Annotated in this window: 11 protein-coding genes; 4 read left to right on the top strand and 7 right to left on the bottom strand. The window is 58.8% G+C overall.

Going from position 1 to position 14,336, the window contains the following annotated elements; all coding sequences use genetic code 11:
- Nucleotides 1–12: 12 nt before the first annotated feature.
- The 7 genes from folD to F8N36_RS04400 form a co-directional block, all read right to left on the bottom strand.
- Nucleotides 13–876, bottom strand: coding sequence for a bifunctional methylenetetrahydrofolate dehydrogenase/methenyltetrahydrofolate cyclohydrolase FolD (gene folD / locus F8N36_RS04430; protein WP_291331593.1), 864 nt, complete (start codon nt 874–876; stop codon nt 13–15).
- A gap of 188 nt (nt 877–1,064) precedes the next feature.
- The gene (gene eno / locus F8N36_RS04425) at nt 1,065–2,366 is read right to left on the bottom strand and encodes a phosphopyruvate hydratase (protein WP_291331592.1); all 1,302 of its coding nucleotides are present in this window, start codon (nt 2,364–2,366) and stop codon (nt 1,065–1,067) included.
- 177 nt (nt 2,367–2,543) lie between these two features.
- Nucleotides 2,544–3,338: a type III pantothenate kinase gene (locus tag F8N36_RS04420; protein WP_291331591.1), complete on the bottom strand. Its 795-nt coding sequence runs from the start codon at nt 3,336–3,338 to the stop codon at nt 2,544–2,546.
- Nucleotides 3,339–3,515: 177 nt separating this feature from the next.
- A complete protein-coding gene (locus F8N36_RS04415) occupies nt 3,516–4,361 on the bottom strand; it encodes a C45 family peptidase (RefSeq protein WP_291331590.1) in 846 nt (281 codons plus the stop codon).
- A 134-nt stretch (nt 4,362–4,495) separates the two neighbouring features.
- Complete coding sequence (glmS, locus tag F8N36_RS04410; protein ID WP_291331589.1) at nt 4,496–6,325, bottom strand: glutamine--fructose-6-phosphate transaminase (isomerizing); 1,830 nt, start codon at nt 6,323–6,325, stop codon at nt 4,496–4,498.
- Between the two features lie 224 nt (nt 6,326–6,549).
- Nucleotides 6,550–8,469: a SurA N-terminal domain-containing protein gene (locus tag F8N36_RS04405; protein WP_291331588.1), complete on the bottom strand. Its 1,920-nt coding sequence runs from the start codon at nt 8,467–8,469 to the stop codon at nt 6,550–6,552.
- Between the two features lie 139 nt (nt 8,470–8,608).
- Nucleotides 8,609–10,237: a sigma-54-dependent Fis family transcriptional regulator gene (locus tag F8N36_RS04400; protein WP_291331587.1), complete on the bottom strand. Its 1,629-nt coding sequence runs from the start codon at nt 10,235–10,237 to the stop codon at nt 8,609–8,611.
- A gap of 332 nt (nt 10,238–10,569) precedes the next feature.
- Here F8N36_RS04400 and F8N36_RS04395 point away from each other — a divergent pair, with 332 nt between their 5' ends.
- The 4 genes from F8N36_RS04395 (at nt 10,570) to F8N36_RS04380 (ending at nt 14,263) form a co-directional block, all read left to right on the top strand.
- Nucleotides 10,570–10,854, top strand: a complete 285-nt coding sequence (locus F8N36_RS04395) for a UxaA family hydrolase (RefSeq protein ID WP_291331586.1) — start codon at nt 10,570–10,572, stop codon at nt 10,852–10,854.
- Nucleotides 10,855–10,858: 4 nt separating this feature from the next.
- The gene (locus F8N36_RS04390; RefSeq protein ID WP_291331585.1) at nt 10,859–12,019 is read left to right on the top strand and encodes a UxaA family hydrolase; all 1,161 of its coding nucleotides are present in this window, start codon (nt 10,859–10,861) and stop codon (nt 12,017–12,019) included.
- 145 nt (nt 12,020–12,164) lie between these two features.
- Entirely contained in the window at nt 12,165–13,493 is a 1,329-nt protein-coding gene (dctA, locus tag F8N36_RS04385; protein WP_291331584.1) for a C4-dicarboxylate transporter DctA, read from the top strand.
- 146 nt (nt 13,494–13,639) lie between these two features.
- A complete protein-coding gene (locus tag F8N36_RS04380; RefSeq protein WP_291331583.1) occupies nt 13,640–14,263 on the top strand; it encodes a dimethylmenaquinone methyltransferase in 624 nt (207 codons plus the stop codon).
- The last annotated feature ends 73 nt before the right edge of the window (nt 14,264–14,336 follow it).

Here is a 14,336-nt window from a genome sequence, read left to right as displayed (position 1 = left end):
CTTGTTGTGTTGCTAGACTCCGGCCCTGTGCGCGCGCCACGACTGCACGGTATTGCTCAGCAGCATGGCAATGGTCATGGGGCCAACGCCGCCGGGAACCGGCGTAATGGCGTGGGCCTTGGGGCTGACGCTGGCAAAGTCGGCATCGCCGCACAGGCCTTCGGGCGTGCGGTTGATACCCACATCAATGACCACCGCACCCTCGCGCACCATGTCGCCCGTGATGCAGCGGGGCCTGCCCATGGCAAGAAACAGAAAATCGGCCTGACGGCACTGCTCGGCAAGGTCGGGCGTGCGCGAATGGCATACGGTCACCGTGGCATCGCCAAAGCGGCCAGAACGGGCCAGCAGCATGGCCAGCGGCTTGCCCACGATGTTGGAGCGACCCACAACCACGGCTTTCTTGCCAGAGGTGGGCAGGTCGTAGCGGCGCAGCAATTCCATGACGCCAGCAGGCGTGCACGACACATAGCCCGGCAGACCGAGCGAAAGCCGCCCTACGCTTACAGGGTGGAAGCCATCTACGTCCTTTTCAGGATCAATGGACAGCAGGCATTCCTGCGCGTCGAGCCCCTTGGGCAGAGGCAGCTGCAGCAAGATGCCGTCCACATTGGGGTTGGCATTGCACTGGTGGATGAGGTCGAGCAGTTCCTGCTGTGTGGTTGTGGCAGGCAGGTGGTGGGGAAAGGAAACAATACCGGCCTCGGCGCAGGCGCGCTCTTTATTGCGCACGTAGACCTGCGAGGCAGGGTCTTCGCCCACAAGAATAACCGCAAGGCCCGGTGCGCGATGCCCCTGGGCGATGGCGGCGGCCACTTCCGCGCCAAGTTCCGCGCGGATATCGGCGGCTGTTTTTTTGCCGTCAATCAAAATCATGATGAGCTCCGAAAGTATGATGGGCGCCCAAAACAGGGCGACCGCCGCTCCCGGCCGGTGCGGCGGTCGCTGGTAAACCCGCGCACTTCCATTGGCGGTTGCACGCGGGTTGGAGGTCCATACGCGATCAGCGGTACAAAAGCCCGCAAACCCGGCCCAGACTGGCCGGGCCTGCGGCCCTGTGGATTTTAGTCTTCGTCTTCAAGCTGCAGATAGTATTCGGCCATGATGGGGCCAAAGAAATCCGCGTCGTCGCCCAGTTCTTCTTCGATGCGCAGCAGCTGGTTGTACTTGGCCATGCGTTCGGAACGGCAGAGCGAGCCGGTCTTGATCTGGCCGGCGTTCACGCCCACAGCCAGGTCGGCGATAAAGCTGTCTTCCGTTTCGCCGGAGCGGTGCGAAACCACGGTGCTGTAAGAGGCTTCCTTGGCCATCTCGATGGTATCGAGGGTTTCGGTAACCGTGCCGATCTGGTTGAGCTTGATGAGGATGGAGTTGCCCACGCCCTGATCAATGCCCTCGGCCAGAATGGCGGGGTTGGTCACGAACACGTCGTCGCCCACCAGCTGCACATGGTCGCCCAGCGAGGCGGTCAGCATGCCCCAGCCGTCCCAGTCGCTTTCGGCCATGCCGTCTTCGATGGAGATGAGGGGGTACTTCTGGGTGAATTCGGCCAGCCAGTCGCTCATTTCCGCATTGTTGAAGCTCTTGCCTTCGCCGCCCAGAACGTACTTGCCGTCCTTGTAGAATTCGCTGGCGGCAGCGTCGATGGCCAGGGCCACTTCAGAACCGGGGTTGTAGCCCGCTTCTTCGATGGCCTTGATGATGTAGCCAAAGGCTTCGTCGTGGTTCTTGAGGTTGGGGGCAAAGCCGCCCTCGTCGCCCACGCTGGTGACGTGGCCGTCCTTCTTCAGAATGGCCTGCAGGGTGTGGAAGATTTCCGCACCGATGCGCAGCGAATCACGGAAGGTCACGGCGCCCACGGGCATGATCATGAATTCCTGGATATCAAGATTGTTGGGAGCATGCGCGCCGCCGTTGATGATGTTCATCATGGGCACGGGCAGCACCTTAGCGTTGATGCCGCCAAGATACTTGTAGAGCGGCAGGCCCAGAAATTCAGAGGCCACACGGGCGCAGGCCATGGAAACGCCAAGCATGGCGTTGGCGCCAAGGCGGGCCTTGTTGTCGGTGCCGTCGAGGTCGATGAGCGTGTTGTCGATCTGCACCTGGCGTAGCACGTCCATACCAACAATGGCTTCGGCGATTTCGCCGTTGACGTTGTCAACGGCCTTGGTCACGCCCTTGCCGCCAAAACGGCTTTTGTCGCCATCGCGCATTTCCAGGGCTTCGCGGCTGCCCGTGGAGGCTCCCGAAGGCACGGCCGCACGGGCGCTGTGACCGGATTCCAGCGTCACTTCCACTTCAACAGTGGGGTTGCCGCGCGAATCGAGAATCTCACGGCCATAAACAGAAGCAATGCTGCTCATTGTCTACTCCTTTTGCCCTGGCGGGCTTGTTTACGAAATATGTACCGTCAGCATGGCCGACGGAGGAAAGTACGGTCAGAAAAGGCAGGCCCGTAAAACAGATCTCCGGGCCCAACGGGCAAACCCGGAACTGCGCCAGAGGCGCTGGCAAACGGACGCTGCAGGGGCAGCACGGCGTTATTCCACCGCGCCGCGTTCTTCATAGTGCAGCCTGCGCAGGCCATCAAGAAGCAGCATGGGCAGCACCTGATCAAACACGGGGCTGACCCGCGCTATGGAAGCGGAAAAACCACCCGTGCCAAGCACCTTGACCGGGCCGGACATCTGCCTTTTGAGCCTTTGGGTAAGACCCTCGACCATACAGGCAAAACCAAAAACCAGACCGTGCTGGATGCTGGTGGTGGTGTTGCGCCCCGGCGTGGGTTCATCGGCGCGTACGTCCAGGTTGACCCTGGGCAGCTTGGCGGCCTCGCGCGAAAGAGCGGTGAGGGCCGTGCGGGGACCGGGAAAAATGAGACCGCCCATATAGGCATCACCGCTGACGCAGTCGATGGTCACGGCAGTGCCAAAATCAACCACGAGCAGCGAGGGAGTTTCCGGGTACATGCGGCGGGCAGCATACGCGCCCACCAGCCGGTCTGCGCCGACTTCGGCGGGGCGTTCGTAGCGGTTCTCGAGCGGAACCGGCAGTTCCTTGCCCACCCGCTGCAGGGGGCAGCCCACATAGCGGGCCACAGCCTCGCGCAAAAGCGGGTCAAAGCCCGGGGCCACAGAAGAGGTCACGCAGGCCTTGAGCTGTGAAGCCGTAACGCCAGCATGCTGCAGCAGGGTAAGGAGAGTAAGGCCAAAATTGTCCGCAGTCTGGGCGGTATCGGTGCGCAGGGTGTACGAGGTCAGCACATGCCGCTCGTTGGCCAACCCAATCTTGATTGATGTATTACCTATGTCAAAAAGCAGAATCTCGGGCTGCATGTGCGCCTCCGCAAAGGCCTGAAAGGTTACAGATACAGATTATGCCCAATTTGGCTCGGCTAGGCAAGCCACAGGGGCAAGCGTCCGCGTTTTGTCGCCCAGAACTGCCGCACGAACGGAACCGCGCACTTCAGACAGGTTTTTCCCTCGGCAGTTTTCCCAACCTTAACCGGCAGGTTACTGAACGAGGGAAAGATCAACCTTTCCCTCAAACAGGTCTTTGAGCGCAAAACGGTATTCCTTTACCGGATGATCGGGGTTGGCCATGCGCAGATACAGCGTTCCGCTGCCGTCGGGCATCTGCCTGATGATCCATGAGGAAAGGGTTCGCGTGGTCGAGGGCGTGGCACCTGCCCGCCACAGCGTCGGATCGGTGCTGAAAGCCTGAAATTTTTGCACGTCAAATGGGGCACCAGCCTGAAGGAGGCTGGAAATCTTATTATATCTATCCAGACTGGTTGATAATTTATGCGGGTTTAACGGCTCAAGCTGCGGCGACACATAATGGTTGGTATGAAAAACCACCCCGGAGCCCTGCTGCGCGACGACAGCATACTGACCGCCAGGGCCAAACTCTACACAGGCTATTTCCTTTGCATCAGCCAAAACCATAAACTGGGGGTTGGTAACCCAAGCGCCAGCCTTCAGGGCAGCCAGGGCCTCCTGCACACTGGCGTAGGAGGCCAGCAGGATTCTCAGTTTTGTCATACCGGCATTTTTGCCTGCCCGCTCAACCTCGCGCGGTGCCGATGCAAGCACTATGGCAAGCCCTTTTTCGTTTATTCCCTGTTTTGCACCCGAAAAACTGTTACCTTCCGCCTCAAGGTATATGAACCGGTATTTGCCCTTTGTCGCGAGGCGAATTTTCTGCTGGTTGTCAGGCCGCCAATCCCTGTTCTTAACGATTATGGTTCCGCCGCCAGCAACCTGAGGGCCCGCCGCAGCCCACAACGTGCAGGCATCTGCCCTGACAGGGGCAGCCAGCAGAACCAGCGCGCAAAGCAAATACAGAAGTTTTGGCATAGCAGCGAACCCTTGTGTTGAGGAGCCTCTCACCCCAAAAAAAACGCCGCCCCCAGCGATTAACTCTGCCGAGGGCGGCGCCATGCGCATACCGTGCACGGGGAGTTGTTTCCACCGAGCCTGTTAGATCTGGCTTATTCCACCGTAACGCTCTTGGCCAGGTTGCGGGGCTGGTCAACGTCCTTGCCAAGGTAGTCGGCAGTCTCGTAGCTAAAGAGCTGCAGGGCGGGCAGAGCCATAAAACCGGCCAGCGGCGCGGGCAGCTTGGGAATAATCCAGGTGTCCTCGGCCCCAAGGTCAAAGCCTTCGTTGGTCAGGGCGATAACCTTGCCCTGACGCGCCTGCACCTCGACCATGTTTGACTTCACCTTGGGCAGCAGGCTGTCGTCCAACGCCAGGGCAAATGTGGGGAAGGAGGGGTCGATAAGGGCGATGGGGCCGTGCTTCATTTCGCCGGCGGCGTAGCCCTCGGCGTGGATGTACGAAAGTTCCTTGAGCTTCAGCGCGCCTTCGAGGGCCAGCGGGTAGCAGTGGCCGCGTCCAAGATAGAAGAAATTACGTGCCTGCGCGTACTTACGCGAGAGTTCGCGCGCCTTTTCATGCATGGCGGGCAGGGCTCCGTCCAGCAGGGCAGGCAGGTTTTCGAGCATGGCGATAACGTTGCGGCGCTCTTCGGCAGACATGGTGCCGTTACGCTTGCTCCAGTACAGGGCCATTAGGGCCAGCATGAGCATCTGGCTGCACATGGCCTTGGTGGAAGCCACGCTGATTTCTGGCCCAGCCTGGGTGTAAAGCACGGCAGAAGCGTCGCGCGCGATGGAAGATCCCACCACGTTGCACAGGCCAACCACGGTGATGCCGCGCTCGCGGGCAATGCGCAGGGCGGCCAGGGTGTCGGCGGTTTCGCCGCTCTGGCTGATGACCAGCACCATGTCGTCCTTGTCAAGCAGGAGAGAATCCCGGTAGCGGAATTCGGAAGCGATCTCGACCTGCACGGGCACGTGAGCCCAGTGTTCCAGCAGGTGGCGACCCCACATGCCGGAATGGTACGACGTGCCGCAGGCCACAATGTGCAGACGGCGCGGCACGGGCAGGCTGTCCAGCTCTGTGAGGCGCACGTCGCCGTGGTCGCCTTCCACACGACCGGTGAGGCCGTCGGTGATAACGCGGGGCTGCTCAAAAATTTCCTTGAGCATAAAGTGGCGGTAACCGCCCTTTTGCGCGGCCTGCATGTCCCACTGGATGGTCTGGGCCTCGGGCTGTACCGGACTCAGGTCCTTGAGGCGCATGATGGCAAAATCAGAGGCTGTGGCGCGCACCAGCTCGCCGTCTTCAAGAAAAACCACCTGACGGGTGTAGGGCAGAAATGCCGGGATGTCGGAAGCCACAAAGTTTTCGCCCGTTCCCTGACCAAAAATGAGCGGGGCGGACATGCGTGCGGCGTAGATGACGCCGGGTTCGTCCTTGTCCATGAGGCAGACGGCATAGGCGCCGTGAGCCTCGCGCAGGGCGGCAGCAAAGGCATGCAGCAGGTCGGGCTCGGTTTTGCGGCGCTCGGCGATAAGGTTGACCAGCACTTCGGTGTCGGTTTCAGAGCTGAAGGTATAGCCCTTGGCCGTGAGGTCAGCCTTTATTTCCTGATAGTTTTCGATGATGCCGTTGTGCACGATGGCAAGCGTGCCGTCGTTGGAGCGGTGAGGGTGGGCATTGCGTTCGGCGGGCACGCCGTGGGTAGCCCAGCGGGTGTGGCCCATGGCGCTGGTGGGCGTGGTGATGCCTTCTTCGTGCGCCAGCTTTTCTTCCAGCGCGGCCAGTTTGCCCGTGGCGCGCACCACATGCAGGTCACCCTGACGGGCAAAGGCCACGCCAGCAGAGTCGTACCCGCGGTATTCCAGACGGCGCAGGCCTTCAACCACAACGGGAACAGCAGGCCTGTGACCCGCATAACCGATAATGCCGCACATAAAGTGCCTCCTTTCATGCCGGGCGTGGCCCGGTCGCAGACCACACTGGTCGCTTTATGAAAAATAGGTAGGAATGTCGTTTTGTAAACATCCCGGCCGTCAGACCGGCGGGGGAATGTGGGGGAAATATGCAAGGCCGGAACCGCAGATGCGGTTCCGGTCCATTATAATACTGACTGACTTGCTGCAAGCCCCGGCGCAGGCTCTGGCCCGCGCCGCGCGGACTACATGTTTTTTCTGTCCACAATATCCATGTTGAGCACTTCAACCTTGGCGGTTGAAAGCAGGCGCTGCATGAAGGTTTCGTACAGCCCCTGAACGCGCTCACGCTCCACGGCACCGGCCATGATGTCCTTGATCATGTCCCATTCCGAAGCATCGGGAGGCTGCACGGCACCCACGTGAACAAGCACGGCACCCTGGCCTTCCTTGGGGCTGCTGACGGCAAAAGCCGTGGGCAGCCACTGGCCAACCCGGGCGCTGAACAGGGCGGCTGCCAGTTCCGGATCAGGCCCGAAATCTGCCAGGCTGCCGCTGCGGTCCATGGGGTTGGCGGTCTTGATGCCCATGCCCGTCTTGAGCGTGGGGTTGATGGCTCCGTCGACAAGGCTCTTGCGGCGCTCGGTAGCGGCGCGCATGGCGTCGGCGAGGGCCTTCTCGCCCTGCAGGCGGGCGACAATCTTTTCTTTCACGGCCTCAAGGGGCAGGGTGGAGGCGGCTTCGGCCTTGAGCACGCGGGCAACCACGTAGGCGTCGCCAGCTTCAAGGGCCCTGTCCACCGGCGAATTGGCCGGGGTTTTTTCAAGGGTAGCGGCGGCTTCGGCTGTTATGCCCATCTTCTGCTGCAGCTCCTGCGCGGCGGCAAGGCCGGTCTGCTGCGCTTCGAGGCCCAGAGCCTGAGCGCTCTTTTCAAGCGGCTTGCCGAGAATGTTGTCTTCAATCAGGTTGTCGAGCACGTCGCGCAGCTTGTCCGCGCCCTGCTCCTTGGCCATGGCCTTGCGCACTTCGTCGGCCACTGCGGCAAAGGACTGCGTACCGCCGCCCTTCTTTTCTTCTACCTTGATGATGTGCAGGCCAAACTGGCTGCGCACAGGAGCGGAAACCTTGCCGGGTTCAAGGGCAAAGGCCGCATCTTCAAAAGGCTTGACCGTGGTGCCGCGCTTGAGCCAGCCAAGCTCGCCACCGGGGCCGGCGGCATTGGGGCCGTTGTGGGCATTGGCCACATCGGCAAAACTTTTGCCGCTCTTGAGTTCTTTTTCGATGGCGGCCGCGCTTTCCTGGGCTTTCTTCACGTCCGTTTCAGAGGCGTCTTCGGCGAGAGGCACAAGAATGTGGGCGGCCTTGATTTCTTCCTGCTGGTTAAAGCGCGAGGCGTTGGCATCGTACCACTTGCGCGCATCGGCATCGCTGATGGACTCGGCCTTGACCAGACCCTCGGGGGTAAGGCGGATGTAGGCCACGTCGACCTTGGGCGGCACGGCAAATTCGCCCTTGTGACTGTCATAGTAGGCGGTCACTTCAGCATCGGTGGGCTTGGCGCCAGCCATAAATTCCGCCGCGGGAATAAAGATGTAGTCGGGCACGCGCTGTTCGCGCAGGAAATTGTAACGGTTCTGGGCTTCCGCAGGGTCATGCCATGCAGCGGAGGTAACAAGGGCAAAGAGCTTCTGGCGCAGAAGGTCTTCGCTCATGTCGTGTTCATACTGGGCGGGCGAAATGCGCTGCATTTCAAGCACGCGCTTGTATACTGCCGGATCAAACTGCCCGTTGGCGTTCTGGAAAACGGGGATCTTGCCCACGGCAATGCGCAGTTCAAGAGGGGTAACGGTAATGCCCGCGCGGGCTGCTTCCTGACGCACAAGGGTCTGGCTGATGAGATCGCGCAGCACCTGACGCCCAAGGCCCTGACGAATCTGATCGCGCGTCGCACCGGGGTTGTTGCGGACCACGGCTTCTTCAGCGTTGCGGTAGGCCAACTCGAAATCACGGATGGTGATGGGATCGCCGTTGACGGTGGCCACAAGGCTGCCCGTACCGCGGTCCTTCATGCTGCCCACGCCCCAGAAAATGAAGACGAGGATAATCAGACCAAAGGCCAGTTTGACGCCAAGAGACTGTGAATTTGAACGGATATACTCAAGCATGCTTACTCCGAGATGCGGTATTTCCAAAAAGATAGGGAGGGATCATATGCGCAAACGGCACGAAACTCAACAACAGGAACGCCAGACAGCAAAATACCTGTATTTTGCTGTTGCTGCCCGGGCCGTGCCAGCCCCCGACCTAGGCGCTGATGCCCAGCTTGCGCATTCTGTGCTGCAGGGTGGTGCGTGGCACGCCCAGCAGGGCAGCCGCCCCCCGTGGCCCGGAAATACGCCCCCCGGCCTGCCTGAGGGCGCGCTCGATATGCGCCTTTTCGTTTTCATCCAGTGTGGGCAGGTGCACGCTTGCGGCGGCCCCTTCGCCCACAGCGGCGGACATGCTCGCCCCCCCGGACTGGACGGGGCTTGCCACAACCGGCGACTCGCCCTCAGCCTTCTGGCTGTTTTCTGGCGACCACTGGTGCAGGGCCTCGCGCACAAAATCTTCTGTCACTACCGAATCCAGCGAATGCAGCAGTATGCGGCTCACCACATTGCGCAGCTCGCGGATGTTGCCCGGCCACGAATGCCCGTGCAGGGTTTCCACCACCGACCGGTTAAGGCGGGGAGGACGGATTTCGTATTCCCTGGCAAACTGCTGGATAAAGTGGTCCACAAACAGCGGAATGTCGTTTTTGCGATCACGCAGCGAGGGCATGCGCACCACCACTGAACCAAGACGATAATAGAGGTCGCGCCGCAGACGCCCCTCGGCCATGGCCTGGGCAAGGTCAATATTGGTGGCCGAAATAACGCGGATATCGACCCCCACTGATTCGGCTTCGCCCACGCGTTCAAACGAGCTTTCTTCCATCACAAGCAGCAGCTTGCTCTGCATTTCGGGGGCAAGCTCGCCAATTTCATCCAGAAACAGGGTTCCATGCTGCGCCAGTTCAATACGGCCAATGCGTTTGGCTGTTGCGCCGGTAAACGCGCCCTTGGCGTAGCCGAACATTTCGCTTTCAAACAGGGTAGGTGCGATGGAAGGGCAGTTGACCTTGACGAAGTTTTCGTCGCGCCGGGGGCTGTGCCTGTGCAGCCAGCGGGCCAGCATGCTCTTGCCCGTGCCTGTTTCGCCCGTGATGAGCACGGGAATATTCAGCTTTGCCACCTTGCGCACCACCGCCATGGTGCGGGCCATGGGCGGGGTTTCCAGCAGCTTTGTTTCAAGCAGAATGGTGCTTGAGTCGTCAAAAGGCCTGCCGGAAGGCTCCGGTACTGGGCGGCTCTTTGCCAGGCGTTCTTCGGCCAGCACGGCGAACAGAAATGTGGTGAGCACCGGGGTAAGCTCGATAAGAAAATTGAGTATTTCAACGATGTTGTCTGGCTGTCTCACAAACGACACGTGCATCGTGCCGATAACCTCGCGGTTGATGATCAGCGGCAGGGCAATGGTGGCGTTGAGGCCAACGGATGAAAGCGGCATGGGACCGTCGCCAAGGTTGTGGGCGGACAGATCGTTGATGACCACAGGCTTGCGCGATGAGATGGCAAGGTCGGCAACCGTATTGCGGGCAATACGCGTGTTTGAGAGAGATTCCACCACGGTTCCATCCGCAGCGGTGAACAGATTCAGGAACTCGCGTTCGGCATCATAGAGATTGATGCAGAAGCGGTCGTAGTGAAACAGCACGCGAAGCTGCTTTGAGAGCAGCTGAAAAAACGCGTTTCTGTCTATCTTGCCAGCCACAATGCGTGCCAGATGGTGCACCACCTGCCCCACTGTGAGCGAAGGGGTACTAAGGCCAGTGGGTGTGATTTTGTATTCCATGACATCCGCCTATATTTGGGCAGTTTTATGCCCAAATATCAGCATAACTGCCTAAAAGGCAAGCTTAAAATTGAGCGCTCAACCAAGGTTGTGAAAAAAATCCATATTTCTCGCCTAATAATTCGGATCGCAAATTTTGGCACACCAATTGCTATATTCTGTGCAGCAATGCTTAAAGGCTCAAAAAAGATTTGTATTTGTATGTGACATTAAGAAAATGCGCCTGCAAATACTTGAAATGCTGCAAACCAGACTATTGTTTTGCGCACAATGCCATTGAGTACTTTTGCTACACAAACAATTTTATATCATTGTTATTCAAGGAGAACGGTATGGTAACCCATTTTGTGGTTCACGAACCCGGCGATAGCGTCGGTGTTGTCGTTGTCGAAGGGGTGAAGAAAGGCGATAAGCTTAACGGTTGGGTTATGGACGGCAACCAGAGCATCGAATTCGATACCCTGAGCGATATTCCGATCGGCCACAAGATTGCCCTTAAGGATCTGGCTGTGGGCGACACCGTCATCAAGTACGGCACTGACATCGGCAAGGTTGTGCAGCCCATCAAGCGCGGCGAACACCTGCATGTCCACAACGTCAAAACCAAGAGGTGGTAATCCGATGCAACAGACTTTCATGGGCTATCGCCGCGAAAATGGCCGCGTGGGTATCCGTAACCACGTTATAATCCTTCCCCTGGACGATCTTTCCAACGCCGCCTGCGAAGCCGTGGCCAACAATGTCAAGGGTTCCCTTGCCCTGCCCCACGCTTATGGCCGCCTTCAGTTTGGTGAAGACCTCGACCTGCATTTCCGCACGCTGATCGGCGTTGGCTCCAACCCCAACGTGGCAGCCGTTATCGTTATTGGTATTGAGCCCCAGTGGACAAAGCGCGTGGTGGACGGTATTGCCAAAACCGGCAAGCCCGTTGAAGGCTTTGCCATCGAACAGCACGGCGACTTTGAGACCATCTGCTCTGCTTCGCGCAAGGCCAAGGAATTCATGCACTTCGCCACTGAGCTGCAGCGTACCGAATGCCAGGTGAAAGAGCTGTGGGTTTCCACCAAGTGTGGCGAATCCGACACCACTTCCGGCATTGCGGCCAACCCCACCGTGGGCAACGCTTTTGACAAGCTGTGGGAAAAGGGCGCTACCACCCTGTTTGGCGAAACCACCGAAATCACCGGCGGCGAGCACCTGGTCATGGAACGCTGCGCCAATGCTGAAGTGCGCGCCAAGTTCAAGTTCTTCTTCGACCGTTACGCCAAGGTTGTTGACGACCACAAGACCAACGACCTCAGCGATTCCCAGCCCACCAAGGGCAACATTGAGGGCGGCCTGACCACCATTGAGGAAAAGGCTCTGGGCAACATCCAGAAGATCGGCCGCAAGGCTCCCGTTATCGGCTGCCTCGACAAGGCTGAAACCCCCACCGCTCCCGGCCTGTGGTTCATGGACTCTTCTTCTGCCGCAGCCGAAATGGTGACCCTGTGCGCCGCTTCCGGCTTTGTGGCCCACTTCTTCCCCACCGGGCAGGGCAACATCATTGGCAACCCCATTCTGCCGGTGATCAAGCTGTCGGCCAACCCCCGCACGGTTCGCACCATGAACGAACACATCGATGTGGACGTTTCGGGCATTCTGCGCCGCGAAATGAACCTCGATGCCGCTGGCGACAAACTGCTTGAAATGCTGTTCCGCACCTGCAATGGCCGTAACACCGCCGCTGAAGTGCTGGGTCACAGAGAATTTATCATGACCCGTTTGTACGAAAGCGCCTAGGCACGTTTTATAGAGAGGCCGACCGCACCGTCAGGGCAGGCCGGCCTCTCTAAAATCAAAGCTTACGCCTTTTTTCACAATCACGTTTCCTGGCCGTTAATAAATTTGCCTTCATTGACCCCCCCTGCCTGAAACTGAGGTGGCTATGTCGAAAAAAGTTTTCTCTTCACTATACTTCAAGGTTCTTGTGGGTATTGCGCTGGGCATCGCCTTTGGCTTTGTCTCGCCTGATATCGCCGTAAAGCTCAAGCCGCTTGGCGACGCTTTCATCAATCTTATCAAAATGATCATTACGCCGGTGATTTTCTGCACCGTGGTCGTGGGCATTGCCCGCATGGACAGCCTCAAGGCTGTTGGCCGCGTGGGTGGCAAAACACTGCTCTACTTTGAAATTGTCACCACACTCGCCCTGTTCATCGGTCTTGTGGTTGTGCATATCGTGCAGCCCGGTGCTGGTATCCACGCCGATCCGGCAACCATGGACGCCTCGTCCCTGGGCAAATTTGCCCACGCCAAGGCGCAGACCACCATGGAATTTATCATGGGCATCATTCCCCACAGCGTTATCGGCGCATTTGCCGAGGGTAACCTGCTGCAGGTGCTCCTGTTCTCCGTGCTGTTTGGCATGAGCCTTTCGCACATGAGCGGCAAACCCAAGGATGCCATTCTCGGTACGCTTGAACGCTTCAGCACCGCCCTGCTTGGCGTGGTAAACCTGATCATGAAGCTTGCCCCGATTGGCGCGTTTGGTGCCATCACCTTCACCATCGGCAAGTACGGTGTGGGCGCTCTGGCCTCTCTGGGCAAGCTTGTGCTGTGTCTGTACTTGACAAGCGCCCTGTTTGTGATCGTGGTGCTCGGCCTTATCTGCAAATTTTCCGGTGTGAACATATGGCAGCTCATATGTTACATGAAGGAAGAAATTTTCATCACCCTCGGCACTGCCAGCACAGAAGCCGTGTTGCCCCGCAGCATGGAAAAAATGGAAGCCCTGGGCATCAAAAAATCAGTGGTGGGTCTTGTGTTCCCCACGGGTTATTCGTTTAACCTCGACGGCGCGGCCATTTACCTGACCATGGCGGCATCCTTTATCGCCCAGGCCATGGATATCCACCTCGACACCAGCCACCAGATTACCCTCATGCTGGTGCTGCTGCTTACCTCCAAAGGAGGCGCAGGTGTTGCCGGTGCAGCCCTTATCGCCCTGGCCGCCACGCTTTCGGCCACGAACATCATTCCTGTGGTGGGCATGACCCTTGTTATCGGCATCGACCGTGTGCTCAACGAAATGCGCGCAGTGGTCAACCTGATCGGCAACTGTGTTGCTACAGTAGCCATCGGCCGCTGGGAAAAGTCCATTGACCTTGACCATGCCAACAAGGTTTTGCGGGGCGAGATTGATGTTGATCATACCCTCAACGATGCTGATGCGCGCAACGAGCTTGCCGCAGAAATGGCCCAGACCAGCAAATAAACCCTCTCCATACCCATGCGTCACGCCTGCCATCCCATATTTGCCGGGTTGGCAGGCGCAATGCGTATACCGCGCTGCCAGCGCCACGGAACCAACACATGCGCTATGCCATCAATTGCAGGATAGAGCGGCCTGCTCCGGAGATCATGCTTCAGTTCGCAGACCTGGCCGTTGCCGATATCTGCGATGCGCTTGGCCGCAACGCGGCCCTGCCTTCTGCCCTCAAGCCCTTCAGCACCGCCCGCATGGTGGGAACCGCCTATACCGTCAACCTGCCAGCCAGCGAAAACCTGCTGCTGTACTATGCCGTAGACAATGCCCGGCCCGGTGACGTGCTGGTGATATCGTGCGCAGGCTATACAGAAAGGGCCGTGGCGGGCGAAATTGTTGCTGCCCTGGCCAGGGCGCGTGGTCTGGCGGGCATTGTTGTGGACGGTGCGGTGCGCGATGCCGAAGCCCTGCGGCAGACGGATTTTCCCGTTTACGCGCGTGCGGTTTCGCCCAATGGGCCGTACAAGGATGCCTGCGGCGAGGTAAACGTGCCGGTTGGCATGGGCAACGTGGTTATCAACCCCGGCGACCTGATTGTGGCCGATGCTGACGGCATTGTGGCCATACGCAGGCACGAAGCCGCCAGCGTTGCGGAACAGGCCCGCAGGATCACCGAATCCGGTCTTGAAAAGCTGCGCTCAATAGAAAAAAACGGCTCCATGGATATGGCGTGGCTATACGAAAAACTCTCCAAAACCTGCTGTGACATTCGCGGTTAGGCAGCAGCTTCCACAGTATTCAGGCAACAAAAAAGGCCCGCAAATGCGGGCCTTTTTTATTTTTATCAAGTGT

The sequence above is a fragment of the Desulfovibrio sp. genome (assembly GCF_009712225.1).
Taxonomy (GTDB): Bacteria; Desulfobacterota; Desulfovibrionia; order Desulfovibrionales; family Desulfovibrionaceae; genus Desulfovibrio.
Note: the sequence above shows the minus strand (reverse complement) of the source record. Positions and strands in the feature narration are given on the sequence as shown.